This is a genomic window from Paenibacillus sp. Root444D2, from assembly GCF_001426375.1.
Taxonomy (GTDB): Bacteria; Bacillota; Bacilli; order Paenibacillales; family NBRC-103111; genus Paenibacillus_E.
The window spans coordinates 1-26445 of sequence record NZ_LMEO01000016.1; the positions used below are offsets into that span (position 1 = coordinate 1).

Below are 26445 nucleotides of genomic sequence, written 5' to 3' on the forward strand. Positions count from 1 at the left end.
CCCTCTGATGAGGAACGAACTGCTTTTTTTCTTTATCTCATGCTTTTTCCATTTGGCAGATCCACTTCGTTCAAAAGTAAGGCTTTTGCAGTGCTCTCATGTGAGGGGCTTCTTTTTTTGAAATTGGCTTATAGGGAGTGGAGCTTACTTCTTTTCAACCTTTTAATTGGATTTTGTTGATTGAGATTGTGGATGAATGAATTTTCATCCGGTGACTGATTTGATTTTCTGGTTTTGATTTTAGCCTTTAGTCTTTAGTTTTGGTATTAATCTTTAGTTTTGGTATTAATCTTTAGTTTTGGTTTTAGTCTTTAGTTTTTGTTTTCGGTTTTTTGTTTTCGGTTTTTTGTTTTCGGCTTTTGTTTTCGGCTTTTGGTTTCTGGTTTCTGGTTTCTGGTTGTGGTTTGCTGATTTCTGGTTTCTGATTTCCTTCTCCGGAAACTGGCTGCAGGTTACAGGGTTCAAGTTTGGTGGAGAAGAGGAATTATAAGGTAGTTGTTCTGTCTTTCCCCGAGTTATTTGATGGTAAGTTGTACAACGTACAACAATTTTGTTGGTTTTTTCTCGCCAAGCTAAAGATGTTGTATGGAGAACAACAATTTTTCCTTTTTTCATCCAATAGAGCTACTTTTAGCTGAATTGTTGTATTTTTTACAACAATTGCAGCGATTACGCGGATTTGTTTGCATAATGTTGCACAAAATACAACTCTATTTGGATCAGTCAAGCCTTTTTTATTATCGTTTATGGTTTTCAAAATTGTCCAAAAGGAAAATTTAATCCGGACAACCTTATTGCCGGACATCCTTCTGCTCTTGGAGCAGTGGCATCAGTAAAATCATAAGATTTTCAACTTTTTTGAAGAGATTTATCCACTCTTTTTCCAGCAGATTGCAGATAGAATAAGCACATAAGCACGAAATGTTAAAACGAAACACGAGGTGAGGTCATGAGTGAAGCACTGGTCCGGATGGAAGGAATTGAGAAGCATTTTCCTGGTGTGCATGCCCTCCATCAATGTCGTCTGGAGTTGGCAGCCGGAGAAGTGCACGCGCTTGTTGGCGAGAACGGCGCCGGAAAGTCTACGTTAATGAAAATTGCCACGGGTGTCTATCAGAAAGATGAAGGCAGAATTATCCTGAAAGGCAAGGAAGTGAACATCCCCAATACGAGAGCGGCTCAGCAGCTTGGCATCTCGATGATTCATCAAGAGCTGAACTTAATGCCGGATTTGACGATTGCCCAAAATATATTTATTGGGCGCGAGCCGAGAAAGGGAATTAAGCTGTTCATCGATGATCGGAAGCTGAACGATCAGGCACAGCAATTGCTGAACGAAATGAATCTTCAGCTCGATCCTCGCACGAAGGTGTCGGAACTGACAGTCGCCAAGCAGCAAATGGTGGAAATCGCCAAGGCTTTGTCATTTCAATCCGAAGTGCTCATCATGGATGAGCCGACGGCGGCACTCACCAATGCTGAAATTGAGGAGCTGTTTCGAATCATCGAACAGCTGCGCGGGCGCGGGGTAGGCATCGTCTATATTTCTCACCGGATGGAAGAGTTAAAGCGAATTACCGATCGCATCACCGTCATGCGTGACGGTCGTTATATCGATACGGTACAGACGAAAGATACGACCATCGATCAGATCATAGCGATGATGGTTGGTCGCGAACTCTACGTCAGCACGCAGCAGACTACCGTTGATGCTTCAGAGATAAGAGTGCTCGAGGTTGCGAATCTGAACCGCGGTTCTGCGGTGAAAGACGTCTCCTTTCATTTGGCAAAAGGCGAGATTCTTGGCTTCGCGGGTCTCATGGGAGCTGGTCGTACCGAAGTGGCGAGGGCCATTTTTGGCGCAGATGCGATTGACTCGGGCAACATACGCATCCACGGGCACAAGGTGCAGATCAAAGCCCCGCATGATGCCGTGAAACATGGAATCGGTTATTTATCAGAGGATCGTAAACGTTATGGGCTCATGGTGGATATGGACGTGAAGACGAATATCGCCGTTGCCTCTTATCGCAAAGCGAGACGTCTACTCGGGTGGATGCAAGACGGTAAAATTGATCAGTCAGCTTCCCACTATGTGGAAGCGCTTCAAATCAAGACGCCGAGCATTCATCAGCAAGTTAAATTTCTTTCAGGCGGTAATCAGCAGAAGGTCGTTATCGGTAAATGGCTGCTGCGGGACTGCGACATTCTCATCTTCGATGAGCCGACGCGAGGTATCGATGTTGGCGCGAAAACGGAGATTTATAAACTGCTGGATGAGCTAGCCGCACTGGGGAAATCGATCATTATGATTTCGTCGGAGCTGCCCGAAATATTGCGAATGAGCCATCGCATCATGGTCATGTGCGAAGGACGGATTACCGGTGAGCTTCGTCAACAGGACGCCACCCAGGAAGCGATTATGAAATACGCTACGATGCGAATCAGTTAGCGGATGTCTTAGGAGGAATCATGATGTCAACATGGCTTGTACGTAAAAAAATAGTACCCACGATATCAGGTCAAACCGGCGCTGCACAGAAGCTGCTGGCATTCGCCAGCTTGATTATGCTGGTTATTATCTTCTCGGTATCTTCCAGTAATTTTTTTCAATTCAATAACATTGTAGCCATTATGCTATCAACAGCCGTTATCGGCGTGCTTGCTCTAGGTTCAACGTTCGTTATCATCACCTCTGGGATTGATCTGGCCGTCGGAACCGTCATGACCTTCTCGTCGGTGATGGCCGGAGTCATCATCACAACGTGGCATTTACCGATGCCGCTTGGCATTATCGGGGGCATTGCCACAGGAGCCATTTGCGGTCTCATCAGCGGGCTTCTCGTTGCGAAGATGAAAATTCCGCCATTCATCGCAACGCTAGCAATGATGATGGTGACCAAAGGACTTTCTCTCGTCATCTCAGGGACGAAGCCGATCTATTTTAACGATACGCCGGCATTCTCGCAGATTTCGATGGGGTCCATTCTTAATTCAATCATTCCTGGCTTCGAAATTCCGAATGCCATTCTCGTCTTCTTCGGCGCCGCCATTATCGCCAGCATTATTTTATCGAAGACGATCATTGGACGCTATAACTTTGCCCTTGGAAGTAATGAAGAATCCACGAGGCTTTCCGGTGTTAATGTTGACTATTGGAAAATTGTCATCTACTCGCTGACTGGCGTGTTCAGTGGTATCGCCGGTATTATGATGGCCTCCCGCCTTAATTCTGCTCAACCCGCGCTTGGCTCAGGTTATGAGCTGGAAGCGATAGCTGCAGTGGTCATCGGAGGCACTTCCTTAAGCGGCGGCAAAGGATCCATTCTTGGAACCGTCATCGGTGCTCTCATTATGAGCGTACTCACGAACGGGCTGCGAATCTTATCTGTTAAACAAGAATGGCAGACGGTTATTGTAGGTGTTGTCGTTGTACTGGCGGTCTACGCGGATATGATGAGACGTCGCAAAAAATAGAGGTATTTCACTCCAAATCGGAGTCACATACAACAAACTAAGTAAGGGGAGATTGAGATTGCATAAACGGACGAAGAAATTTGCGGTAGCATCATCGCTATTATTATTAACAACGATAGTACTTGGGGCATGCGGTGCCAAAACGACGGATACGAAAACAGCAGCAACAACGGCTGCACCAGCCGCATCAACAACTGCGGCGCCTGCGGCAGCAAAATCGGATAAAATTTATATTCCGGTCATCTCCAAAGGCTTCCAGCACCAATTCTGGCAAGCCGTTAAACAGGGGGCTGAGAAAGCCGCCAAAGAATTTAATGTAGAAATAACGTTCGAAGGTCCGGAAACGGAGTCGCAAGTGGATAAGCAAATTGAAATGCTTCAGGCTGCACTGGGCAAAAAGCCAGCAGCCATCGCTTTCGCAGCGCTGGACAGTAAAGCGGCTACGCCGCTGCTGGAGAAGGCAAAAGCAGGTAAAATACCTGTCATTGGCTTTGACTCCGGTGTGGACAGCGACATTCCGGTAACGACAGCCGCCACCGATAACAAAGCTGCAGCCGCGCTGGCAGCGGACAAAATGGCAGCGTTAATCGGCAACGAAGGTGAGATTGCCCTTGTCGTGCATGACCAAACGAGCCGCACGGGCATTGATCGCCGAGATGGCTTCACGAATCGGATCAAAGAGAAATATCCAAATATCAAAATTGTTGATACGCAATACGGCGGAGGCGATCAACTCAAATCCACGGATTTGGCCAAAGCCATTATCCAAGCTCATCCGAATATTAAAGGCTTCTTCGGTGCGAATGAGGGATCCGCGATCGGTGTAATCAATGCAGTGACAGAGCTGAAAAAAGACGGCAAAATCACGATCATTGGCTACGACTCCGGCAAACAGCAAATGGAAGCGATCCGCAGCGGTAAGATGGCAGGTGCCATTACACAGGATCCGATCGGCATTGGATACTGGTCAGTGAAAGCAGCCGTTCAATCGATTAAAGGGGAAACGGTTCCTAAATCAATCGATACAGGGTTCCACTGGTACGACAAAACGAACATTGATGCTGCTGATATCAAACCATTGCTCTACGAATAGGAAAAAAGAGGCTGTGCCCATACGGGCAGCCTCTATTGTCTTTTTATAAAACTGCTGTGTACAATACACATAGAGCTTAATTCGATTTCGCCAGAGGTGACCCATAATGTACAAAATCATCATGATTGATGATGAAGATGAAGTCAGAGAAGGCATCAAGCGGAAGACGAATTGGGAGGCCTGCGGCTTCCAACTGGTTGGTGATTTTGATAATGGCAGAGATGCCTATGAGGCGCTGGATAGTCTGCAGCCGGATGCCGTCATTACAGATATTTGCATGCCGTTCATGGACGGCCTTCAACTGACAGAGCTAATTGCCGCGAATTACCGGGATGTTAAAGTTATTATTGTAACCGGTTACGAGGATTTCGATTATGCGAAGCAGGCTATCAAACTCAAGGTCAAAGATTATTTGCTGAAACCGATCAACTCCGCAGAGTTTACTGAATTTCTTCATAAGTTAAGGCTAGAACTGGATGAGGAGCGTAAACAGAGGGAAGACGTCACCTTTCTCCGTCATCAGTTTCACGAAAGCCTGCCTCTTCTTCGAGAGCGATTTCTTGAACGGTTAGTTACTTCCTGCATGAGAAGAGATGAAATTGAACGCAAGTTCCAGATGTTTGGACTTTCTTTGAGCGGTCCCAGTTTAACGGTACTTGCTCTTGATATTGATGAGTTTCACCGTGAGTTCTACAGTGACCCAGTGGCTGAGGAGGAGTTGTTACGCTTTGCAGCCTACAACATTTTTCATGAAATCATGGAGAAAGAACAAGGCGGCATCGTGTTTCGAACGCGTGATGACAAGCTTGTCGCACTGCTTTCTGGCGATTCAGAAAGAATCGAATTGACCTGCCAAACACTTGCCGAACATGTGAGGCACAGCATCGAGAAATATTTGAGCATGACGGTAACGATGGGAATTGGTCGCACTTACAGCGATCTGTCAGACCTGCCAAAAGCATTTCAGGAAGCGCTTTCTGCGCTGGATTACCGATTTTTGCTAGGGACGAATCGGATCATTTCGATTGGGGATATGGAATTTGGGAGCAGCCTGGACAATCTTAGTTACATCCATATGGAGAAGAAATTGATTTCTGCCATCAAAACAGGTGAAAAGACAGTCGTAACAGTTACGCTGCAAGATTGGATCAACGAAATGAAGAAGGGCAACTGCTCGATGGATAAATGCTACGGCAAACTGAATAAACTGCTCGTCGCGTTAATGAATGTATTGGTGGAGACTGGTTTCGAAGAAGCTGCGGTGCTTGGCGATCATTCTTTCATGCAGTTATATGCGAGGAAAACCTTAGATGATGTGCGGATCTGGTTAGAGGAAATTTGTTTTGCACTCATGGACTTGCTGGCTGAGAAACGAACCAAAGTGTCTCAAGCCCAAATGGAAGCCGCGGTCGCCTACATTCATGCGAATTATGCGGATGAACAGCTCTCGCTTCAGCAGGTTTGCAATCATATTTATATGAGCATGAGCTACTTCAGCGCTTTGTTCAAACCGCATACCGGCGAGACTTTCGTCGAGTACGTGACCCGATACCGTTTGGATAAAGCCAAAGAAATGCTCGCTGCTTCGCAGCTCAAAACCTACGAGTTGGCCGCTAAGGTTGGCTACAGTGATCCGCAATATTTTAGCGTTATTTTCAAAAGAAATACAGGCATGACCCCCAAAGAATTCAGATCAGCGCACAAAGGTCAGCCGAGCCTATGAGAACCTGGCGGCGTCCTATTCAATTCAAAAGCATTCATACAAAGATTGCACTGGCTTTTTCATGCTTAATTCTTTGCACAACCATCATCCTAAGCTACAGTGCTTACCGTCTCTCTACCGTTGCCGTTACGGATACTTCATTGGAGTATACCAAGCAGCTTATCGAGCAAGTAAGCAAAAATATCCAGACCTACATTGGGAACATGGAAAGTATATCTGCTCTATCGCTAAGCAACGCTGATTTGAAACGTTACTTGGCTTTGAAAAACCCTAAGGGAACAGAGGGAGAGCAGCTGGCGAGTCAGATCAGCAGTTATTTTCATGCCATTGTTGCTTCTCGAAATGATATCGCATCCATCGTATTTGCGGGTTCCAATGGGGCCATTGTATCGGAACGCATGGATGCAAATTTCAAATCATATGCCGAATTAATTACGCAAGAGTGGTACAGCAAGGCTAATAGAGACAATGGTGATGTGGCCATTTCTCCCTCACACGTTCAGCACCTATATAAAGATGAGTACAAATGGGTCGTGTCGATCAGTAAGCAAATGCCAAATCCATTGCCTGGAGCGGCAAGCGGTGTCCTATTGGTCGATTTGAATTATAACGTCATTAATGATTTGTGCAATCAAATTCAGCTAGGGCAAAGAGGGTACGTCTTCATACTCGACCAAGCAGGCGATCTGATTTATCATCCTCAGCAGCAGCTTATCTACTCGGGGCTGAAATCAGAGGATATTCCAACCCTTTTACAGGCGAAAGACAGCACTTTCCATACACAAGAAAATGAGCAAAGCAAAATCTACACCGTCCGTACAACGAAATTTGGCTGGAAAATTGTTGGGGTTACTTACGCTGGGGATCTAAGCGGAAATAAGAAGGACATGCAGTTGACTTCGGCGATGTGGGGCGGTATTTCGTTAATTATTGCCTTAGCGATCTCCATTTTGCTGTCTGTCACCCTAACCAAGCCGATTAAACAACTGGAAGTCCATATGAAGCAGGTGGAAAAAGGCAACTTCGACATTCGTGTCGATGTGGAAGGTGCGAATGAGATCAGTAAATTGTCACGAACCTTTAATCTAATGATCAGTAAAATTAAAGAGCTCATGAACCAAACTTTGAAAGACCAGGAGGTCAAACGAATCAGTGAGCTAAAAGCGTTACAGGCGCAGATTCAGCCCCATTTTCTGTACAATACACTGGATTCCATTATTTGGATGGCCGAAATGGGCAAGGTAGATGAAGTGGTTACGATGACTTCAGCCTTGTCCAAACTCCTCCGTTCGAGCATTAGCAAAGGGGAAGAACTCATTCCAATTGCGGTTGAGTTGGAGCACATTCAGAATTATTTGACGATTCAGAACATCCGTTATCGGAATAAATTTACGTACGTGGTCGAGGTAGAATCGGACATTCTTAGCTGTCGAATATTGAAGATTATTTTGCAGCCTCTGGTTGAAAATGCCATATACCATGGAATGAAGCATCTACCGGAACGCGGTCATATACGCATCACGGGACGCAGAATCGAAGGGGTTATTGAGCTCAAGGTCATGGATAACGGTGTTGGGATGAGTGAAGAGAAATTGAAAACGTTGATGCTCAAAACACGTCAAACAGAGTCAGGCAAAGGCTTCGGCTTGCACAACGTGAATCATCGCATCCAGCTTTATTTCGGGGAGCTGTACGGATTGCAATTTGAGAGTGAGCTGGAAGAGGGCACGACGGTCACCGTACGAATTCCGGCCATACCCCCTGTCCATGACGATAGCGAGAATTGAGGTGTGAAGTTGAAAATTAGAGCAAGCTACGTAGCGATTGCAGTCATACTGGTCCTGCTCATGACGACCGCGTACCTCATCGTGTCAAAGGGCATAGAGGCTAAGGACAGGCCGCTTATCCTCCTTCCCAAGACGATCGATCCTCACGTGGAATTTTGGCGGGTTTTGAACCAAGGCGTGACTGCTGCGGCCAAAGAGTACAATACGGAGGTGAAAGTGATGGGTATGCCGTCCGAATCAGACATCGATGAGCAGATCAAGTTGGTGGAAGAGGCGATCGCATTGAAGCCGAAAGCCATCATTTTGGCGGCAACGGATTATAACCGGCTAGTGCCTGTTGCTCAAAGAGTAATTAGCTCCGGCATTACGCTAGTTACCGTAGATTCCGGTCTGGAAGGCGGTGTTTCAACTAGTTTGATTGCAACTGATAACTATGCAGCAGGGAGCAAAGCAGTGGAGGCGATGAAACGCTATGTACAGGGACCTGCAACCTATGCGATCGTCAGTTTTGTCAAGAGATCTACAACCCAGCTGGATAGAGAGAATGGGGTGCGAGACCATTTGCAGAACGACTCTTCCATACAGATTTTAGATACGTTATATAGTAATGGTTCTGAAGACAAAGCGTATGAGCAAACGAAAAATCTCCTTGCCGAACATAAGGATATTCGCGGCATTTTCGGATTGAATGAGGTTTCTACGATAGGGGCTGCGAGGGCGTTGAAGGAGTTTGATCCAGAGCATAACATTAAGCTGGTCGGCTTCGATAGCTCGATGAATGAAATTGCTTTCCTGGAGGCTGGGATCCTGCAAGCAACCATTGTGCAAAAGCCATTTAACATGGGATATTTAGCGGTGAAAACAGCACTGCAGGTTTACGATGGGGAAAATGTGAAAGCATCCATAGATACAGGCTCGGAGGTTATCACGAAAGAAAATATGTATACGAGGGAAAATCAAAAGCTGCTGTTTCCATTCGTTGAGAAATAGAAAGTGTTTTATTAAGAAGCTCCTCCTTGTGAGGGGCTTTTTCGACATATTCGAAATTATACGATTTGCCTTTGGTGGTATGCAAAGGTTATCCATTATTTGTTCGGGGGCTCCAGAATAAGCGGGTTTTCGCGCTTATTTATGTTATTTAGACGAAGAAAACAGAACTTTTACAAATTTCCCGGGAAATATTGGGTTTAATGTCGAAAGCAAAGGAAGCCATAATAAGAACGGAATCTAAAGGAGTGATTATTCCTTCTGGAGCAAGCGGGTTTTAGGATCGAACAGGGGGGGACATAGAATGGGTAGCATGATTCGGATTACAGGTTTACTTGTGACGATGTTTCTGAGTGGGTCCAGCTTAATTGGATGCTCGACACCAGAATTACATAAAAGGAAGGACCCGAAATCAGTATCCATCGAGACATTGCAGCTTTCACCAGCTGGAACAGGGAAGACATCCGCACCTTCCACAGCGACTTACGTAGACGACGAAATCGTGGAAACGCAGCATTCATACACGGGACCTCCACATATCTCTTCTTCTGGCAAAATTGCCTATCTCACCTTCGATGACGGACCCTCTGAGAGTACGAGCAAGATACTTCATATTTTAAAAAGATTCGGTGTCACCGCCACTTTTTTTGTTGTCGGCGCGGATACGAGCGAGGGGAGGGCGCTTTATAAGCAAATCGTCGCTGAAGGCCATGTTCTAGGGAATCATACATACTCACATGACTATAATCGTATTTATAAATCACCTGAGGCATTCATGAAGGATGTGCATAGGTTGGATCAGCTCTTGGAGGAAACGGTCGGTTATCGTCCAGATATTTTGCGATTTCCTGGAGGGTCGAATAATCACTTGAGCTGGAAGCCAGGAGGCAGAGGGATTATGAGTAAAGTAGCTAGCGTGGTAAAAAAGGAGGGGTACCAGTATTTCGACTGGAATGTGAGCTCAACGGATGCGGCAGCTCCTGTGCAAGACAGGGAAATGATTATCGACTCCGTGCTTAGCGCAAGCCGCGGCAAGAAGAGCATTATTGTGCTGATGCACGATAACACCTACAAGACGACAACCTTAGAAGCGCTGCCTATCGTGATCAAAAAGCTGCAAGCAGCCGGCTTTCATTTTGAAAAATTGAAGAAATCCTCATTCACGTTCCAATTCTTGGAACCATAACAGTTGCAGATACCTCTTACTTTGACTACGATAAAGATAGTCGAATGAGAGAGGCTGGCGTTATCTATGCCTGATGTGTTACAGATTGGACCGTTTCAACTGCAAGGAAGATTACTGGCGCTGCTGCTAGCTTGTGCTTTGGGATTATGGCTAATCCGGAGAGTAACGCAACGTTTGTTGAAAGACACCGAAATCGTGATTGCCAAGCCTATTGAGGATCTTGTTTTTAACAGTGCTATTATCGTTTTACTGACTTGGAAGCTAGGGGGCATTGTCACGCAGCCATCCCTATTGTGGAATAATCCATTAAAGCTGCTTATGGTGTCTGGCTCGGGCACGGAGATTGCTTTAGGTGTGCTGATTACTTGTATCTACATGTACTACCAAATCCGAAAAAATCGAATACCACTCTTCCTTGTGCTGGATGTTATAACAATTGGAATAACGGGTGCTGTTTTCCTATTCTGCGCACTGATTCCAGCATATGGGCTGGCTACAGCGGTACCTTGGGGTATAGGAGTCGATGGTACGGTATCTCGTTTTCATCCTTATCACGCTTATATTTCGCTGCTTCTTGTGCCGCTCCTTATTTGGCAGCATGTTATAGAGCCGCGGAAGAAGACGCTTGGACAAGGCGTACTGTTCAAATATTTGCTTTTGTACGGGGGCACGGCAGGGATGCTGACCAGCTTTTTTGCTGCAGCTAAACCGACATTGCTGTATCTTAGCTTAGCGCAGCTATTGTTTCTATTCATGCTTATCATTGGAATGCTTCTCCCCGTTTTGACACATAATACTAGCAGAAGGGAGCTGAGTGCAATGAGTCAAAACGATTCCAAGACGCAAATCCAGCAAGAACAGCAAAACCAAGAGCGCGAGAAGTCCGCAACACCTGCAGGGAAAGAGGGCTTTGTTGATAAGAAATTGGACGGTCCCAACCGACCTTCGACATGAGTCAAGACAAGAATAAGATGGCCAAATCAGCTCAAGTACAAAGCAATCAGAACCAAAGCAATCTCGATCCGTTCGAGATTGAATTTCTCCCTCAGTTTGAACAAGGGCGCGGTCCGCGAGAAGCTTTTGAAAATGAGCATGGCGTCGTCATCGGCGACCATGAGTATGAATCGGACAATTCACCGCTAGAGCAGTGGACGGCTGAGACCGACCCTGCGGTCATGGCCGGAGATGAATGGGTTCATCCTTTTAAGGATATTGGGTTCCAAAGTGCCGAGAATCGCGAATATTTTGAAAAAGGTATCGTACCGCAAAGCGGTATCTTCATGCATCCGGATAAAGATGTTTCTTATGATCCGTACAAGGAATCGATAAAGAAGAAGGAAGATGAAGCGGAAGCGTAAAAGCTTTCGCTTTATTTCTATTTGGGACATTGGACTTTGCTTTCACGGCTATCGGATGTATAATATAAGTTGTAACGATTACGTTTTGAGAGTAACTAATAAATCCTAAGGGGTGGCACATATGGCAATGTCTTTTGATTCTTACATGAAAGATATGGTTAAACCGATGAGAGAAGATTTGACTCGTCTGGGTATTACAGAGCTTCTTACACCAGAGCAAGTAGAAGAAGCGATTGAAAAATCGAAGGATGGCACGATGCTGTTAGTCGTCAATTCCGTTTGTGGTTGCGCAGCCGGCCAATGCCGTCCAGGTGTAGCCAAAGCACTTCAAAACGATACACTGCCAACATACACATACACCGTGTTCGCTGGACAAGAGAAGGATGCAACAGCGAAAGCGCGTGAATTCTTAGCGCCATACCCGCCATCATCCCCTTCCATCGCATTATTCAAAAATGGTGAACTCGCTCACTTCATTCAACGTCACCAAATCGAAGACCGCTCCGCGGATATGATTGCTGGCGACTTAATTAGTGCCTTCAATGAATTCTGTAAATAATAAATAGCATTAAGTAGAATTCGGAAAGGCCCGCCTTGCAGTATTTGCAAGGGGGTCTTTTTGCTTTTTGAAGCCATGTCCGATGGATTTGCCTTTGAAATTTCAGGAATGAAAGTCTATACTAAATCTTAAAGAATGAATGGTTTCAAACTATAGAAAAGGTGGAGAGATGCATGAGTTTGCAAACCGAAATTATCGCGAAGCTCGGCGTTAAGCCGGAGATTAATGTGGATGAAGAAATCCGCAAACGTGTGGACTTTCTGAAAAACTATGTATTGGGTGCGAACGCAAACGGCCTGCTGATTGCCATCAGCGGCGGCATCGATAGTGCTGTAGCTACGGGTTTATGCAAGCAAACGACGGACGAGCTGACGGCCGAGAAGGGCAAAGAGTACAAAACCGTCGGTGTGTTTCAGCCATACGGTCAGCAAGTGGATATCGAGGATAGCTACGCGGTGGCCAAAGCCTTCGATTTGAAATATCAAATCGAGAATAATATTGAAGAGGCCGTTGACGAAATCGCCATTGAAGTCGAGTATGGTCTTAAGCATATCGGTGTTCATCAGCATGTAAGCCGCGGCGGCAAAGGCAACATCAAAGCGCGGACACGCATGGTTATGCAGTATGCACTTGCTTTTGAACTTGGCCTGATCGTTGTAGGGACAGACCATGCATCTGAAGCGATCACTGGCTTCTTTACCAAATATGGCGACGGTGCGGTCGACATTACGCCGCTGAGCACGCTGAACAAGCGTCAAGTGCGTTCATTGGCCTCGAAGCTTGGCGTACCGCAAAGCGTGTTGGATAAAGCTCCGACAGCCGGACTTTGGGACGGCCAGACGGACGAGAACGAACTGGGTATTACATATGGAGATAACAGTGACTATCTCGAGGGCAAGCAAATTGATCCGGCTGTGCAGGAGAAGCTGGAGAAGCAATATTTGAAAACGGAGCATAAACGAATCCCGATCCCGGGTGTATAGGGCTTCGCAAAGACATAAAACAACCCCCGGCCAAAGAGGTCGGGGGTTGTTATCGTGAACGATTCTATGGCATCTGTTGGCCGCGGGAGCTCGTATAGAGGGTATACCACTCTTCGCGAGTCAGGGATTCGGCTATTCTCACGGCGTCTTTGCAAGCGACAATGCGATCGGCGGAAGACGTACCGATAACCGGTTGAATGCGAGCAGGGTGCTTCATGAGCCATCCGAGCACGATGGATTCCGGTTTAGTTTCATATTTGTCGGCTAATGTCTGCACGAGAGCCGTTGTTTGTCTCACAGTTTCAGGCGCGTCATCGAGACTGCCGCCAGAGAACTTTCCATTGGCAAGAGGTCCCCAAGCCTGGATTTGAATGTCTTGCATTTGGCAATGCTCCATGATGCCGTCTGCGAAATTGGTGTCCAAGCCGGCCTTCTGGTTGACTGAAATGCCTTGATCCAGCCAGTCTAGACGGGCTAGGCTCATTTCCAATTGATTCACAACGAGCGGTTCTGGCAATGAATTTTGAATGAAACGAATTTGTGCGGATGACATGTTGGAAACACCGAAATGACGCACTTTTCCAGCTGACCTCAATTGATTAAAAGCTTCAGAAATCTCTTCCGGTTCCATAAGCGGGTCTGGACGATGAAGCAAGAGAATATCCAGATGTTCCACACCAAGACGCTGTAGAATCCCATCAACCGAGCTTATGATATGGCTTTTGGAGAAGTCAAAGCGAGTTGGAAGCACTCCGTCACTAGGACGAATTCCACATTTGGATTGCAGAATGATTTGGTCGCGCAGATCAGGTCTTTTTTTGAGGATTTCTCCGAAAATAGATTCGGATTTGCCTTTTTTATAAATATCAGCATGATCGAACATCGTAATACCAATCGACAATGCAGCTTCTACAGCTTTTTCAGCGATGATGTAATCTTCCTTTGTATAAGGAGTCGAATTCCATTCCCCGCCAATTCCCATACATCCATAGACAACTCGGCTATTCGATATTCCACGTTTCTCAAGTGGCATGATTCTCATTATGTCGGCCTCCCAGCATTTAAATCTATACCCAGTATACCCCTAGTCGAGGCTCGGCATAAGAGCTGAAAATAGTGTAACTTACTTACCTCGAAGTAAGCGTTGGGGGAGAAGAATGAACAAGGATAGACTAGGGGCAAGTACAGACAAGCTCTTACTCCCCCTTGACCGCAAGCAAGGAATCATGTAAATTGTACGCACAACGTTGCAAGAAAAGTGGGGCTTAGGTGTCTATGATTATTGGAGTCGGAATGGATTTAGTTGAAATTGCACGGCTTCGCAAAATGTTAGAGGGTTCGACGGGTGAAAGGTTTCTTGAGCGGATTCTAACGCCTCAGGAGAGAGAGTTGGCGCAGAGACGGCGTGGCCGGCTTGCTGAGTTTGCTTCTGGCCGCTTTGCTGCTAAGGAGGCCATTGTCAAAGCGATTGGCTGCGGCATCGGCAAGCAAATTGGCTTTCAAGACGTCGAGGTGCTGCCGGATGAACTTGGCAAACCGATATGCCGTGTGAACGAGGCAGCGCTGCTGCGGGCAGGCTTAATAGGCAGCCACCGCATCCATATTAGCATAACCCATACGGAATCGATGGCTGCCGCCTATGCAATTGTGGAGAAAGTCTAATCGGCGACTACTTCTTCGAATTGAGCCACTCGGATAGAAGTCCGATATCTTCTTCGGAAATCTTGGTATTATAGACGGGCATGCCGCCTCCGCCATTCTTGATCTTGTTCGCGATTTGCTCGCTGCTCAGTCTGCTGCCGACCTTTTGCAAATTCGTCTTAGGTCCGACTTTGCCAGCAAGATCAACGCCGTGGCAGCTGATGCACTTATTCGTTGTGAAGAGCTCCTGCGCCTTCACGAACGCAGGGTTGCTCTCGGCGGCCGCAGTTGCTGCCGGTGTCTTCGTGGCGGCGCTGCCACCCGAAGTACCGCCGCCGCACGCGGCCAGCGCTAGAACCATCGGCGCAATGATGAGCGCGCCGATGGTTCTAAACCGCCGTACTGCTTGCAGCGGCGGTCTAGATGTTATGCCGGATTGCTTATCCTCCGGCATCCGATATTCGTTCAGGCTTGCGCGAGTGCAAGCCTTTTTGCTTTGTTCCATAGTGAGCTTCCTCCTACCGTCCCCAAATTCGCAGCATATAACCGCTTAGAATAAGGCTAATGCCGCCCATTCCTTCCAATACAACACCGGAGTAACCTAAATACCATACGCCCATCAGGGCAGACAAGGCGAAAAGCCACAAGCCAAGGTAAACAAGCGGTCTACCTAGCAGGAGCCCAACCTGCACGAACCCGATGGCGAGAATGAACGCTCGAAGCACTGGAGCGAAGAGCGGGCTAACAGCGCCAATGGCCTCGAGCAGGGCAACGGCTGCAATGAGCATCGCTCCAGGCAGCACTAGAAGCGCTGGATGTCCCCAGCCGCTGCGCTCACCAGCATTTGACCTCGCGCCTGCATGTCCATCCAAGCCAGTTGATCTTTCACGCGCGCCTTCAGCAGAGTCAGCCCTAAATTCCTTGCGCAGGCTCCATATCTGAATCAAGCTGGCCACAACCGCTGTGATAAAAGCCGCTTGCTTCAACCAATCCAAGTCGCGCCAATAAATCGCAAAATCGACAAGTGCGCTGAACATCCATTCCGCACCCCAAATGAATAGAAGCGGGATTAATGCGTTAGCTTGACCGATCCAGGCTTTTCTTTTATTCTCCAAGTCCTGCTGCTTTTTATTCTCCAAGTCCTTCTGATTCGTATTTGCCAAACCTGTTTGTTTTGAGTTTTGCATACATTCACCTCTAGTTTTATGTTCCACACTTCTCGTATAATGGAAACATGTCCATTCATTCATTATAACTGGAACGTGCCCCATAGAGAAGGAGAGCTCATGTACAGCGAAGAACAGAAAGTTTATTTTTCCAAAAATCTATTGGATTGGTACCAAACGCATAAACGGGATTTACCATGGCGAAGAAGCAAAAACCCTTATTATATATGGATTTCCGAAGTCATGCTGCAGCAAACCCGGGTGGATACGGTGATTCCGTATTTCCATCGCTTCGTCGAGCAATTTCCAACGGTTGAGGCATTGGCTACAGCGCCAGAGGAGAACGTACTCAAAGCTTGGGAAGGGCTCGGCTATTACTCGCGTGCAAGAAATCTTCAAACGGCAGTCAGAGAAGTTCACGAGCGTTATAATGGTATCGTCCCCCAAAATAAAGAAGAGATTTCCTCGCTCAAAGGCGTCGGCCCCTACACATCAGGAGCGATCCTCAGCATCGCCTATAATAAACCTGAACCTGCCGTGGACGGCAATGTTATGCGAGTACTGTCACGCTATTTTTTAATTGAAGAAGATATTATGAAGCCTGCAACCCGGACCAAAATGGAGAAGTTGGCACGCGAACTCATTTTAGAAGGTACGGCAAGTGATTTCAATCAAGCGCTTATGGAGCTTGGGGCAATGGTATGTACGCCTCGTTCACCGCACTGTTTGACGTGCCCTGTTATGGCGCATTGCTCGGCTCGGGAAGCTGGTATGGAAGAAGCCCTGCCCATCAAAAAGAAAGCCAAACCTCCGCGTCCTGAACTGCGTGCAGTGGCTTTAATAGAAGGTACAGGTGAGAACGAAGGGAAATGGTTGATCAGGCAGCGGCCGCAAGAGGGATTGCTCGCTCGTATGTGGGAGCTGCCGCATGTGGCGTGGAAGTCTGAAGGATGGAATACGGATGAGGATAATAGGAGTGAGCTCCGTCAAGCCCTTGTGGATCAGGAACAAATCGGTATTGAGCCTAACGAGTGGTTCATGGATACCGAACATATTTTCAGTCATATTGTTTGGAAAATGAAAGTATACCGCGCTAAGCTAAGCAACTCTAACCGCCCAAGTACTGGAGGGGAATGGATCCCTTTTCATTATCGTTGGGTAGGCCCGGACGAGCTCGATCAATACGCTTTTCCGAACGTTTTTATACGGATTATGAAAGAGTGGCAGGAGAGAAACGAGGAGTAACTTCCTCCGCTTTCTCTTTTTTTTATCGAATCTCACTCTTAATGGCATCCACATTTCTTAATGTGATTAACTTTTTATCAATTTGTATAAGTTCGTCATCGAGGAGCTCCTGCAGCACCTTGGTTACAGACTCTCGCACAGTGCCAACCATATTAGCTAGCTGCTGATGTGTAAGTTTTACATTAATCAGAAGACCTTCCGGTGTAGGAACACCATGCTGCTCGGATAGACGGATAATAGTCTTCATGATACGAGAGCGAACCCCTAAGAACGTAAGGTCGTAGATTTGATCATTGGCCAGACGCAGTCGTCCCATCGTGGTTTCTAGGAGCTTTAAGCATAGCTTAGGGCTCTTTTCCATGAACTGAGTGAATACCGTACGTTTAAGGACATAAAGTGTGCAAGACTCCATCGTTTCGGCGGTTGCTGACCGAGTATGACCGCTGCCTATCAAGGACATTTCACCGAAAAAATCCCCATCGCGAAACAGAGCTAGAATAATTTCCTTGGCTTCATCCAAGCGATAAATTTTCACGACACCTGATTTAATTAGAAATAATTCCTCGCCTTCATCACCCTCGAGAAAAAGAATTCCGCCCTTTTTTGCTTTTTTTTCTGTGAATAAAGGGGCAATTGCCTGTAGATCTTCTTCCGAAAGCTCTTGAAATAAGGGGACATTTTGGAGTAAAGAAACGATTGTTTTCACCAGGTATTCATCTCATTTCGGCCATATTAAACGACCAGCTGTTCGCCAGATGCCGGATTCACCTGTATTAGGGAAAAGCCAAGGCATAAGGGGAGATCGCGATGTTGCCCTCGGATCAGCTTGACCATGTCTATATCCTACAGCTTTCTGGTGTTTGCGTAAAGAACTTCCAGCGCGTGATGTACGGGGAGGGCTTTGTGTTTGAAAATTAAAAATCTGTCTATTTACAACTTGCCTTAATATGATAAAATCTTAAAAAAGATGGGGGTGCGAATATGTATGGAATAATTAATTACGAGGTATTTTTGCTAACTGGAATTCTTCTGAATCTTATTCCTGGTGCAGACACCATGTATATTGTGGGAAGAAGTATTTCGCAGGGGAGAAATGCGGGTATTTATTCGGTTTATGGAATTATTAGCGGCTCTTTAATCCATACATTACTAGTTGCTTTTGGTTTATCCATCATACTTACAAAGTCGCTTCTCCTATTCAATATCATCAAAATAGTTGGAGTTATCTATTTAGTTTATCTTGGCATTCGAATGTTACTTGATAAATCAAATGTAAACTTTAGTGCTGCTTCTGAGTCCAACAAACAAAAAATAAGTAAAATATATATGCAAGGGCTTGTGACCAGTCTTACGAACCCGAAAGTTTCTTTATTTTTCATTGCCTTTCTCCCGCAATTTATTGACAAAAAGGCTTCTGGGCCTATCCCATTTATTATTCTAGGGCTTACATTTACGTTCACTGGATTGCTGTGGTGTCTCTTTATTGCCTATTTTTCTTCACACCTTACAAAAAAAGTAAGAGGAAGCGCAAAGATTGGCGCGGTTTTAAACAAAATAACGGGCATTATTTTTATTGGAATGGGATTAAAGCTGCTTCAAACCAAGGCTCCTCAGTAAATCTTATATGTTAATAAAATAAAGCCAATCCAAAAACGACCCCTCTGGGGTCGCTTTTTTGTTGAGGAAATTATGATTTTCTGCTTCTGTGGATAAAATGTTGATAAAGTTGTGGATAAGTGTATTCTTCAACCGCAGGGTGATTTTGTTCGGGCATGTACGATTAAGCGCGTTTTCTGCCCTTTCACAGTACGGACGCGCGTGACGGTCAGGTGAGAAGTCGATTTCCGACCTCTCAGATACTGTCGACGAGCATCAGCTCACCGACCTCTTGCTGAAAGCGCGGTTTTCGCGCTTATTTGTTCGGGCATGTACGATTAAGCGCGTTTTCTGCCCTTTCACAGTACGGACGCGCGTGACGGTCATCTGAGAAGTCGATTTCCGACCTCTCAGACACTGTCGACGAGCATCAAGCGCGTTTTCTGCCCTTTCACAGTACGGACGCGCGTGACGGTCATCTGAGAAGTCGATTTCCGACCTCTCAGACACTGTCGACGAGCATCAGCTCACCGAGCTCTCGCTGAAAGCGCGGTTTTCGCGCTTATTTGTTCGGGCATGCACAATTAAGCGCGATTTCTGCCCTTTCACAGTACGGGCGCGCGTGACGGTCATCTGAGAAGTCGATTTCCGACCTCTCAGATACTGTCGACGAGCATCAGCTCACCGAGCTCTCGCTGAAAGCGCGGTTTTCGCGCTTGTTTGTTCGGGCATGCATGATTAAGCGCAATTTCTGCCCTTTCACAGTACGGACGCGCGTGACGGTCAGGTGAGAAGTCGATTTCCGACCTCTCAGACATTGTCGACGAGCATCATCTCACCGAGCTCTCGCTGAAAGCGCGGTTTTCGCGCTTATTTGTTCGGGCATGCACGATTAAGCGCGTTTTCTGCCCTTTCACAGTACGGACGCGCGTGACGGTCATCTGAGAAGTCGATTTCCGACCTCTCAGACACTGTCGACGAGCATCAGCGCGTTTTCTGCCCTTTCACAGTACGGACGCGCGTGACGGTCATCTGAGAAGTCGATTTCCGACCTCTCAGACACTGTCGACGAGCATCAGCTCACCGACCTCTTGCTGAAAGCGCGGTTTTCGCGCTTATTTGTTGCTTGGCAACCTCATGTTTACATAAGCCATTGGATTTTATCCAATGAATTTCCCATCCAGGCCTAATCATGACATCTTCCATTGGATATTTTCCAATCGAACTGCCTCCAAAAGCTAATATTCATGGAAAATGTTGGCTTCTATTGGATTTTCTCCAACGAAAATAGGCTATCCAAAGCCTAAATAGGTGTTTCATTGGATTTTGTCCAATGAAATTCAGATACCACCGTGTATGAGATCCAGTTTGTTCTATGAACTTCATACTCTGTATAGCCAAACTTATGCTCATAGTGTTCCGTACCATGCAAACAAAAAAAGCGACCCCGAGGGGTCGCTTTCTCTATGCGCAGATATTACTTCGCAGCGTCGTAACGTTTGCCAACTTCGTTCCAGTTCACAACGTTCCAGAAAGCCGCGATGTAGTCAGGGCGTTTGTTTTGGTAGTTCAGGTAGTAAGCATGCTCCCATACATCAAGACCAAGGACCGGCGTTTCGCCTTCCATGATCGGGCTGTCTTGGTTAGGCAAGCTGTATACTTTCAATTTGCCAGCTTTGTCAACAGCTAGGAAAGCCCAGCCAGAGCCAAAACGTGTTGTAGCTGCTGCAGCGAAATCTGCTTTGAATTTGTCAAAGCCGCCAAGCTCGCTTTCAATAGCTGCTGCTAAAGCGCCAGTAGGTGCTCCGCCAGCTTCTGGTCCGATAGTTTCCCAGAAAAGGGAGTGGTTCGCGTGTCCGCCACCATTGTTGCGTACAGCTGTACGGATATCTTCAGGAAGGCTGTTCAGGTCAGCGATCAGGTCGTTTAAGGATTTGTCATGCAGAGCAGGGTGTTTGTCCAGAGCTGCATTCAGGTTGGTTACATAGGCGTTATGGTGACGATCGTGGTGAATTTCCATCGTTTTTGCATCGATGTGTGGCTCAAGTGCGTTGTTCGCGTACGGAAGAGCTGGTAATTGATGTGCCATTGTATAAATACCTCCTAAAATTATGTAGTTTCAACTTCATTATGAAGGAATTTCGATAATAAAGCAACATGTATGTTTACTAAGTCAGACGCCGCGGCGCTCAATTTCCTGGATGATTTGACTGTGAATATGGGTTCCTTGTTCATTGAGCCAAGGGGATAAATCACTCATAGCTCTGTGATTATATTGGAGTTCGATCTCCGTCCATTCACTAGGCTTCATTGAGCTCAATTCCTGGAAATCACGTATATTTCGTGGGTATGACTCCGCGGAATCATCTTTGTTAGACATAGATTCACCTCCCATTCCTTGCACATCCTTCTATAAAATCCGACGTAATCACGATTTTTATACATGAGGTTCATATCTTTAGACAATATATATACTAAATATTTGAAACAATTTGTTGAAAACGCTTGCATTTAAGCGCTTTCAAGAGGAAAATAGAAAAAAACTAAGTTTTTTGTGAATTTTGACACATTTTTAGCAGGATTCCGCACTTTTTTGTCGTATTTACTACTTTACCAAAAAATTATTCCTAACAAATAAAAGTGGAATTGGGAGAGAACCGTATGCATGTTCGTTCATTTCAGCTTGGTGATACCTCTTCGGTGAAGACGCTTCTGCAGGATGTTTTATCGGAAACCTGCTATGAGGAAACGATTGAAGCTTTTGCACGTCAGCTATCATGGGATACAGAGCTTGTTTTAATCGCTCAAGAAGAAGAGCAAGTTGTAGGCATGATTATCGGTACGATCGATAACAACAATGGCTACTACTATCGGATCGCAGTTGCAACAGAGTATCAACGCAAAGGTATCGGTAAAGCTTTGATCGAAGCAATGAAGCAAAGGTTCCTTCATCGGAACGTGAAGAAAATTATGGTAACGGTGGATGTCCATAATGAAATGGTGCTGCCTGTGTACGAGTCTGCTGGTTACAGCACATCGGACTTTTCCCGTACTGCACATCGTCTCAGCATTGTGAAGAAAGTCAGTGTTTAACTGATCATTCGGATGTCCATGAAATGAATAGATTTGGAACGAGGGAAGCATATCTGTGCCGCCATTGCAATTGGGGGTCAGATATGCTTTTCTATATAATATGGGAACTTTTCGGCAGCAATGAATAGAGGAGCTTTGGACATGGATAACTTCGCGCCGTATGTGATAAAAAGCTTCAAACATGATGGACATCTTCACCGGATGTGGCTGACGAATTGGCGGGTACCGCAGCACATTCTTCATGCCGATCATCAGCAGCAAGAAATGATGGTGTTTATTAACAGCCAGACCAAGATTCAGGAAGCTGACGGCAAGGAGTGGGTTAGCCGCATTCCAGGGGTATCTTTTTTTATTCCTAAAATGTGGTTTAATATTGTTGCGCTTATAGAAGAAACAGGTGTTAGATACTACTGCAATGTCGCATCTCCACTATATGTGACCCAGCAAGTACTGACGTATATTGACTACGATCTTGATGTTATCCGGATGCCGGATCGTTCCGTGCATATCGTAGATCAAGATGAATATGAACGCCATAAACTGAATTATCACTATTCTTCTCTTGTGGAAACGAAGGTGAAGGAAGGTCTTGCAGCTTTACTCGCGCTGGTGAACGGGGACAAGCCGCCGTTTCAAGATGATATGGTTATGTATTATTACGAGCAGTGGGAAAAGTATAAGAACGGAGGAGCATAAATGAGCTTCTTTGTAGGACGAAGTGAATCGAATAAGGCAGCTTCTCAGCCTAAGAACTATCATGAGGCTCGAAGCCTAACCCATGAGCTATGGGATTGGACGAAATCCATTCTTGTAGCTCTTCTTGTCGTTATTCTCGTACATCAATTCGGATTCAATCTCTCCACAGTTCGAGGTCACTCGATGCAGCCCACCTTGCAGGAGGGGGAGTGGTTGTTCGTGAATAAGGCCATTACGTACCTGAAGGCACCCAAACGCGGAGAGATTGTCATTCTCAAAGAGTCAGAGGAGTTTGTTACAGTGACACATCCTTTCTTGGTTAAAAGGATTGTCGCGATTGCCGGCGACGAGGTGCAGGGCCGAGCCGGATATTTATATATCAACGGCGACAAGATGGAGGAGCCGTATACGGATACGCTCATTGAGGACGGAGACTTTGGACCGACACGCGTCGGGCAAGGCCACGTCTTCGTGATGGGCGATAACCGTCATGCGGCGGCAAGTGGCGACAGCCGCAGGTTCGGGGCTGTCCCGATCGGACTGATCCAAGGCAGGGCCGAATATGTGCTGTGGCCATTCGCGATGGCCGCGAAGCTTTAAGATAACGGACGCGAAAGAAGAGAGAGGTGAGAGGGTTGGCGGTTTCCATAGCAGCAGGAACAGATGCGGACTGGCGCAAGCTACAACAAGAGATCGTGGAAGCCGCGCCGTCCCTCGGTATTGATAAAATCGGCTTCACGTCAGCGGAGCCGTTCACAGAACTGAAAGAGATCCTTCTCCGCCACAGGGAGAAGGGGTTTGAATCCGGCTTCGAGGAGCCGGATATCGAGAAGCGGGTACATCCAAGCTTAAGCTTCGACGCGCCGCAGTCGATCATTTCTATCGCTGTTGCGTACCCGTCGAAACTGCCGAACCCTCCCCGATCCGAGCCTGGGGCTTATCGGGGGATTATTTCGCGCTCCTCGTGGGGGAGCGACTACCACGACGTGCTTCGCGATAGGCTCGCGAAGCTGGAGGCTTTCATCGCGCAGCGCGTGCCTGACGCGAGGCTAATGAGCATGGTCGACACAGGTGCACTAGTCGACCGCGCCGTAGCCGAGCGGGCTGGGATCGGCTGGTCCGGCAAAAACTGCGCTGTCATCACCCCCGAGTGGGGATCGTGGGTTTATTTGGGCGAAATGATCACGAATATACCGTTTACATCCGATACATCTATTATGGATCAGTGCGGGGACTGCACGATTTGCATCGATGCTTGTCCCACAGGTGCGTTGGTCGGACCAGGACAGCTGAACTCAAGCCGCTGCATTTCCTTCATCACACAGACCAAAGGCTATGTCGATGACGAGTTTAAGCTCAAAATCGGCAACCGCCTCTATGGCTGTGATACCTGCCAGATCGTCTGTCCGAAGAATAAGGGCATGAACTGGATGCACCACCCAGAACTCGAGCCTGACCCCGAGAAGGTCAAGCCGTTATTAATCCCCTTGCTGACCATGTCGAACAAGGATTTCAAAGAACAGTACGGACGCATCGCAGCGTCCTGGAGAGGCAAGAAGCCGATCCAGCGCAATGCGATTATCGCGCTCGGGAATTTCAAGGACAGATCAGCTGTACCCGTCCTTGAAGAGCTGCTGCTGACCGATCCGCGCCCTGAGATCAGGGCTACGGCAGCATGGGCGCTAGGGCGGATTGGCGGAGAAGAAGCGTCGGTTGCTCTTGATAAAGCTCGAGCAGCCGAGCAGGAACCCGCTGTTAGGCAGGATATCGAGAAGGCGCTCGGCGGTATAAGCCATTCTACAGCTGATATGGGGGAGAAAGAGCAGATATGACACAGCAACAGACACAAGCTGCGACCGTCCTTGCCTATACGGAGGTTACCTCTCCAATAGGTCCGCTAGTTCTTGTATCGACCTTACAGGGACTCTGCAAGGTCGATTTCGGCACCTACGAACATAACCGAGAGAAGCTGCAGCAATGGGCTAACCGCTGGTTCGGCAGGCATGAGCTGCAAGAGAATGCAGCACAGCTCAACCCGGTTGTGAAGCAGTTGGAGCAGTATTTTAGAAGAGAACGTTTAAGCTTTGAGGGTGAACTGGATTTACAAGGAACTGAATTTCAGAAACAAGTATGGACAGCACTGCTTTCTATTCCATATGGAGAGACAGCTTCCTATAAACATATTGCAGAAGCCATAGGCTCACCGAAAGCAGTTAGAGCGGTTGGTGGAGCTAACAATAAAAACCCAATTCCCGTCATTATCCCCTGTCATCGCATCATTGGCGCTAGTGGCGACCTTGTTGGCTACGGTGGAGGTCTCCCCATTAAAGTGCTCTTGCTCGATTTGGAACGAAGTCCGAATACGGTAATATCTAATAAATAAAACGTGGAGTGAATCCTATGAAATATGTGCATTTGGATTCCGTTGAGCCGGGTCAAATTTTGGGCCGAACGATATTTGCCAGCAATGGAGCAATTTTGCTTTCAGAAGATGTGCATTTAACGGTGTTTATGATTAACACGCTTAACCGAATCGGAGTCACAATGATTTACATCAAGGACCCGAACCTAGAGGATGTAGAAATCCCGGAAATCCTTTCGGATGAAACCAAGCGTATCGTTATGCAGCAAATGGGTCAGACGTTCGCAGCTATCCAGTCTGGTAAGGAATTTAACTCGCGAGCTATGAGTATTTCGATTAATACGTTATTGGATGAGATCATGAAAAATCGTGATGTCCTCGTACAGTTGACCGATATTCGTACGCAGGATAACGAGATGTACGTTCATGCGACGAATGTCTGTATGATGGCCGTGCTCATTGGGATTAATATGGGGTTCAATGGAACCCAATTGAAGGAGCTTGCCATTGGTGCGCTTCTGCATGATGTGGGTAAGGTGGAGCTTGTTTGCGATGATGAATCGCCCGACATGAAGAAGCACCATACATGGCGCGGCTTCGAGCTTCTGAAGAATAAGCGTGAATTCAGCCTACTTATCGCCCATGTAGCCTTCCAACATCATGAAACGCTTAACGGCCAAGGAGTTCCGAGAGGACTTATGAGTGAAGATATTCATATTTATGCAAAAATTACGGCCGTCGCGAATATGTACGATAATCTCCTCTTTGATGTCTCCTTAGGGCGTCGGATGCTTCCGCATGAGGCTTGCGAGCATATGATGGCGGTAGCGGAGACCCAGCTTGATCGCGATGTCTTGATCCAGTTTCTGAAAATCGTCTCGATCTACCCCACGGGAGCTTCCGTTCGTTTGTCCAATCGGGAAACGGGTGTCGTGGTCGGACAGCATAGAGGGCTGCCAAGCCGTCCGATTGTGCGAATCGTGAAGCAAAATGCGACGGATAAAGAGCTGGATATCAAAGAAATTGATCTGGCCAAGCATACGACCGTTTTCATCGAACAGGTTCTGTAATTAAGGGGTAGTCATTTGTAAAAAGATCAACAGAAATGATATGATAAGGCAAGTAATTGATACCAATTGTACATTCAGGGGGCATAAAATATGTGGAGTTATCTGATTCCCATTCTCACGTTAATTGTTGGCTTGGTCGGTGGGTTCTTCATCGGCGTATTTTATTTAAAAAGACAGCTGGAATCCATGCAGAACAATCCAGAAATGCTGCAAAAAATGGCTAAGCAAATGGGCTACAACATGAACAAGCAGCAGCTCAACAAAGCGCAGCAAATGATGAAAAACCAAAAGTGGAAATAAGACACTTTTGAGCGTAGCTCAAAGAAACTTATCAAAAGGAGAGACTTTGAGCTACATTCAAAGTCTCTATTAAGGCATGATGAGAGTAGGACATACCAGTACTATTCAGAGGTGGCTCAAGCG

The 26445-nt window shown here is 46.6% G+C and carries 28 protein-coding genes; 21 read left to right on the top strand and 7 right to left on the bottom strand.

The window, feature by feature from the left end; all coding sequences use genetic code 11:
- Window positions 1-285: 285 nt before the first annotated feature.
- Window positions 286-615: a hypothetical protein gene (locus tag ASD40_RS11590; RefSeq protein ID WP_057303448.1), complete on the bottom strand. Its 330-nt coding sequence runs from the start codon at window positions 613-615 to the stop codon at window positions 286-288.
- Window positions 616-949: 334 nt separating this feature from the next.
- On the opposite strand from ASD40_RS11590, the gene ASD40_RS11595 reads away from it, so the two are divergent.
- The 11 genes from ASD40_RS11595 (at window position 950) to nadE (ending at window position 13153) form a co-directional block, all read left to right on the top strand.
- Complete coding sequence (locus ASD40_RS11595) at window positions 950-2452, top strand: sugar ABC transporter ATP-binding protein (protein ID WP_057303449.1); 1503 nt, start codon at window positions 950-952, stop codon at window positions 2450-2452.
- Window positions 2453-2472: 20 nt separating this feature from the next.
- A complete protein-coding gene (locus tag ASD40_RS11600) occupies window positions 2473-3477 on the top strand; it encodes an ABC transporter permease (RefSeq protein WP_057303450.1) in 1005 nt (334 codons plus the stop codon).
- 58 nt (window positions 3478-3535) lie between these two features.
- The gene (locus ASD40_RS11605; protein ID WP_057303451.1) at window positions 3536-4570 is read left to right on the top strand and encodes an ABC transporter substrate-binding protein; all 1035 of its coding nucleotides are present in this window, start codon (window positions 3536-3538) and stop codon (window positions 4568-4570) included.
- A gap of 106 nt (window positions 4571-4676) precedes the next feature.
- The gene (locus ASD40_RS11610; protein ID WP_057303452.1) at window positions 4677-6293 is read left to right on the top strand and encodes a response regulator transcription factor; all 1617 of its coding nucleotides are present in this window, start codon (window positions 4677-4679) and stop codon (window positions 6291-6293) included.
- Window positions 6290-8080, top strand: a complete 1791-nt coding sequence (locus ASD40_RS11615; RefSeq protein ID WP_057303453.1) for a cache domain-containing sensor histidine kinase — start codon at window positions 6290-6292, stop codon at window positions 8078-8080. The genes ASD40_RS11610 and ASD40_RS11615 overlap by 4 nt, the downstream gene beginning before the upstream one ends.
- 9 nt (window positions 8081-8089) lie before the next feature.
- Window positions 8090-9070: a substrate-binding domain-containing protein gene (locus ASD40_RS11620; protein WP_235549228.1), complete on the top strand. Its 981-nt coding sequence runs from the start codon at window positions 8090-8092 to the stop codon at window positions 9068-9070.
- Between the two features lie 301 nt (window positions 9071-9371).
- Window positions 9372-10253, top strand: coding sequence for a polysaccharide deacetylase family protein (locus tag ASD40_RS11625; RefSeq protein ID WP_057303454.1), 882 nt, complete (start codon window positions 9372-9374; stop codon window positions 10251-10253).
- Window positions 10254-10319: 66 nt separating this feature from the next.
- Window positions 10320-11207, top strand: a complete 888-nt coding sequence (locus ASD40_RS11630; RefSeq protein WP_057303455.1) for a prolipoprotein diacylglyceryl transferase family protein — start codon at window positions 10320-10322, stop codon at window positions 11205-11207.
- Between the two features lie 17 nt (window positions 11208-11224).
- On the top strand, window positions 11225-11611 hold the full coding sequence (locus ASD40_RS11635; protein ID WP_235549229.1) for a DUF3905 domain-containing protein: 387 nt from the start codon (window positions 11225-11227) through the stop codon (window positions 11609-11611).
- Window positions 11612-11732: 121 nt separating this feature from the next.
- Window positions 11733-12170 carry a BrxA/BrxB family bacilliredoxin gene (locus ASD40_RS11640; RefSeq protein WP_029194512.1) on the top strand — a complete coding sequence of 146 codons (438 nt, stop codon included), beginning with the start codon at window positions 11733-11735 and terminating at the stop codon, window positions 12168-12170.
- 173 nt (window positions 12171-12343) lie between these two features.
- On the top strand, window positions 12344-13153 hold the full coding sequence (nadE, locus tag ASD40_RS11645; RefSeq protein WP_057303457.1) for an ammonia-dependent NAD(+) synthetase: 810 nt from the start codon (window positions 12344-12346) through the stop codon (window positions 13151-13153).
- A gap of 64 nt (window positions 13154-13217) precedes the next feature.
- On the opposite strand, the gene ASD40_RS11650 is transcribed toward nadE, so the two are convergent.
- Window positions 13218-14195, bottom strand: a complete 978-nt coding sequence (locus ASD40_RS11650; protein WP_057303458.1) for an aldo/keto reductase — start codon at window positions 14193-14195, stop codon at window positions 13218-13220.
- A 233-nt stretch (window positions 14196-14428) separates the two neighbouring features.
- On the opposite strand from ASD40_RS11650, the gene acpS reads away from it, so the two are divergent.
- Window positions 14429-14815: a holo-ACP synthase gene (acpS, locus tag ASD40_RS11655; protein ID WP_057303459.1), complete on the top strand. Its 387-nt coding sequence runs from the start codon at window positions 14429-14431 to the stop codon at window positions 14813-14815.
- 7 nt (window positions 14816-14822) lie between these two features.
- Here acpS and ASD40_RS11660 read toward each other — a convergent pair whose 3' ends face one another.
- Window positions 14823-15299, bottom strand: a complete 477-nt coding sequence (locus ASD40_RS11660; protein WP_057303460.1) for a c-type cytochrome — start codon at window positions 15297-15299, stop codon at window positions 14823-14825.
- Between the two features lie 13 nt (window positions 15300-15312).
- Window positions 15313-15981, bottom strand: a complete 669-nt coding sequence (locus ASD40_RS11665) for a hypothetical protein (protein ID WP_057303461.1) — start codon at window positions 15979-15981, stop codon at window positions 15313-15315.
- Window positions 15982-16080: 99 nt separating this feature from the next.
- Here ASD40_RS11665 and mutY point away from each other — a divergent pair, with 99 nt between their 5' ends.
- On the top strand, window positions 16081-17205 hold the full coding sequence (gene mutY, locus ASD40_RS11670; RefSeq protein WP_057303462.1) for an A/G-specific adenine glycosylase: 1125 nt from the start codon (window positions 16081-16083) through the stop codon (window positions 17203-17205).
- 22 nt (window positions 17206-17227) lie between these two features.
- Here the strand turns inward: mutY and ASD40_RS11675 are convergent, their stop codons facing one another.
- Window positions 17228-17911, bottom strand: a complete 684-nt coding sequence (locus ASD40_RS11675) for a Crp/Fnr family transcriptional regulator (protein ID WP_057303463.1) — start codon at window positions 17909-17911, stop codon at window positions 17228-17230.
- A gap of 275 nt (window positions 17912-18186) precedes the next feature.
- On the opposite strand from ASD40_RS11675, the gene ASD40_RS11680 reads away from it, so the two are divergent.
- On the top strand, window positions 18187-18822 hold the full coding sequence (locus ASD40_RS11680; RefSeq protein WP_057303464.1) for a LysE family translocator: 636 nt from the start codon (window positions 18187-18189) through the stop codon (window positions 18820-18822).
- Between the two features lie 1456 nt (window positions 18823-20278).
- Here the strand turns inward: ASD40_RS11680 and ASD40_RS11685 are convergent.
- Together ASD40_RS11685 and ASD40_RS11690 are read right to left on the bottom strand one after the other, a co-directional pair.
- The gene (locus ASD40_RS11685; RefSeq protein ID WP_029194504.1) at window positions 20279-20890 is read right to left on the bottom strand and encodes a superoxide dismutase; all 612 of its coding nucleotides are present in this window, start codon (window positions 20888-20890) and stop codon (window positions 20279-20281) included.
- An 84-nt stretch (window positions 20891-20974) separates the two neighbouring features.
- Entirely contained in the window at window positions 20975-21181 is a 207-nt protein-coding gene (locus tag ASD40_RS11690; RefSeq protein ID WP_057303465.1) for a hypothetical protein, read from the bottom strand.
- A gap of 281 nt (window positions 21182-21462) precedes the next feature.
- Here ASD40_RS11690 and ASD40_RS11695 point away from each other — a divergent pair, with 281 nt between their 5' ends.
- The 7 genes from ASD40_RS11695 (at window position 21463) to ASD40_RS11725 (ending at window position 26322) form a co-directional block, all read left to right on the top strand.
- The gene (locus ASD40_RS11695) at window positions 21463-21894 is read left to right on the top strand and encodes a GNAT family N-acetyltransferase (RefSeq protein WP_057303466.1); all 432 of its coding nucleotides are present in this window, start codon (window positions 21463-21465) and stop codon (window positions 21892-21894) included.
- Window positions 21895-22035: 141 nt separating this feature from the next.
- Window positions 22036-22590, top strand: coding sequence for a DUF402 domain-containing protein (locus tag ASD40_RS11700; protein WP_057303467.1), 555 nt, complete (start codon window positions 22036-22038; stop codon window positions 22588-22590).
- Window positions 22591-23190 (top strand): signal peptidase I, encoded by a 600-nt coding sequence (lepB, locus tag ASD40_RS11705; protein WP_057303468.1) that lies wholly within the window; start codon window positions 22591-22593, stop codon window positions 23188-23190.
- Between the two features lie 47 nt (window positions 23191-23237).
- The gene (gene queG / locus ASD40_RS11710) at window positions 23238-24422 is read left to right on the top strand and encodes a tRNA epoxyqueuosine(34) reductase QueG (protein ID WP_414858741.1); all 1185 of its coding nucleotides are present in this window, start codon (window positions 23238-23240) and stop codon (window positions 24420-24422) included.
- Complete coding sequence (locus ASD40_RS11715) at window positions 24419-24973, top strand: methylated-DNA--[protein]-cysteine S-methyltransferase (protein WP_057303470.1); 555 nt, start codon at window positions 24419-24421, stop codon at window positions 24971-24973. The genes queG and ASD40_RS11715 overlap by 4 nt, the downstream gene beginning before the upstream one ends.
- Before the next feature lie 17 nt (window positions 24974-24990).
- Window positions 24991-26022, top strand: a complete 1032-nt coding sequence (locus tag ASD40_RS11720; RefSeq protein WP_057303471.1) for an HD-GYP domain-containing protein — start codon at window positions 24991-24993, stop codon at window positions 26020-26022.
- 90 nt (window positions 26023-26112) lie between these two features.
- Window positions 26113-26322: a YneF family protein gene (locus tag ASD40_RS11725; RefSeq protein WP_036632513.1), complete on the top strand. Its 210-nt coding sequence runs from the start codon at window positions 26113-26115 to the stop codon at window positions 26320-26322.
- Window positions 26323-26445 lie beyond the last annotated feature (123 nt).

Bases quoted from the DNA above. Each gene is read 5' to 3' on its own strand.
- ASD40_RS11590 (WP_057303448.1), bottom strand. From the start codon at position 615: ATGAAAAAAGGAAAAATTGTTGTTCTCCATACAACATCTTTAGCTTGG.
- ASD40_RS11595 (WP_057303449.1), top strand. From the start codon at position 950: ATGAGTGAAGCACTGGTCCGGATGGAAGGAATTGAGAAGCATTTTCCT.
- ASD40_RS11600 (WP_057303450.1), top strand. From the start codon at position 2,473: ATGATGTCAACATGGCTTGTACGTAAAAAAATAGTACCCACGATATCA.
- ASD40_RS11610 (WP_057303452.1), top strand. From the start codon at position 4,677: ATGTACAAAATCATCATGATTGATGATGAAGATGAAGTCAGAGAAGGC.
- ASD40_RS11615 (WP_057303453.1), top strand. From the start codon at position 6,290: ATGAGAACCTGGCGGCGTCCTATTCAATTCAAAAGCATTCATACAAAG.
- ASD40_RS11625 (WP_057303454.1), top strand. From the start codon at position 9,372: ATGGGTAGCATGATTCGGATTACAGGTTTACTTGTGACGATGTTTCTG.
- ASD40_RS11630 (WP_057303455.1), top strand. From the start codon at position 10,320: ATGCCTGATGTGTTACAGATTGGACCGTTTCAACTGCAAGGAAGATTA.
- ASD40_RS11635 (WP_235549229.1), top strand. From the start codon at position 11,225: ATGGCCAAATCAGCTCAAGTACAAAGCAATCAGAACCAAAGCAATCTC.
- ASD40_RS11640 (WP_029194512.1), top strand. From the start codon at position 11,733: ATGGCAATGTCTTTTGATTCTTACATGAAAGATATGGTTAAACCGATG.
- nadE (WP_057303457.1), top strand. From the start codon at position 12,344: ATGAGTTTGCAAACCGAAATTATCGCGAAGCTCGGCGTTAAGCCGGAG.
- ASD40_RS11650 (WP_057303458.1), bottom strand. From the start codon at position 14,195: ATGAGAATCATGCCACTTGAGAAACGTGGAATATCGAATAGCCGAGTT.
- acpS (WP_057303459.1), top strand. From the start codon at position 14,429: ATGATTATTGGAGTCGGAATGGATTTAGTTGAAATTGCACGGCTTCGC.
- ASD40_RS11660 (WP_057303460.1), bottom strand. From the start codon at position 15,299: ATGGAACAAAGCAAAAAGGCTTGCACTCGCGCAAGCCTGAACGAATAT.
- ASD40_RS11665 (WP_057303461.1), bottom strand. From the start codon at position 15,981: ATGCAAAACTCAAAACAAACAGGTTTGGCAAATACGAATCAGAAGGAC.
- mutY (WP_057303462.1), top strand. From the start codon at position 16,081: ATGTACAGCGAAGAACAGAAAGTTTATTTTTCCAAAAATCTATTGGAT.
- ASD40_RS11680 (WP_057303464.1), top strand. From the start codon at position 18,187: ATGTATGGAATAATTAATTACGAGGTATTTTTGCTAACTGGAATTCTT.
- ASD40_RS11685 (WP_029194504.1), bottom strand. From the start codon at position 20,890: ATGGCACATCAATTACCAGCTCTTCCGTACGCGAACAACGCACTTGAG.
- ASD40_RS11690 (WP_057303465.1), bottom strand. From the start codon at position 21,181: ATGTCTAACAAAGATGATTCCGCGGAGTCATACCCACGAAATATACGT.
- ASD40_RS11695 (WP_057303466.1), top strand. From the start codon at position 21,463: ATGCATGTTCGTTCATTTCAGCTTGGTGATACCTCTTCGGTGAAGACG.
- ASD40_RS11700 (WP_057303467.1), top strand. From the start codon at position 22,036: ATGGATAACTTCGCGCCGTATGTGATAAAAAGCTTCAAACATGATGGA.
- lepB (WP_057303468.1), top strand. From the start codon at position 22,591: ATGAGCTTCTTTGTAGGACGAAGTGAATCGAATAAGGCAGCTTCTCAG.
- ASD40_RS11715 (WP_057303470.1), top strand. From the start codon at position 24,419: ATGACACAGCAACAGACACAAGCTGCGACCGTCCTTGCCTATACGGAG.
- ASD40_RS11720 (WP_057303471.1), top strand. From the start codon at position 24,991: ATGAAATATGTGCATTTGGATTCCGTTGAGCCGGGTCAAATTTTGGGC.
- ASD40_RS11725 (WP_036632513.1), top strand. From the start codon at position 26,113: ATGTGGAGTTATCTGATTCCCATTCTCACGTTAATTGTTGGCTTGGTC.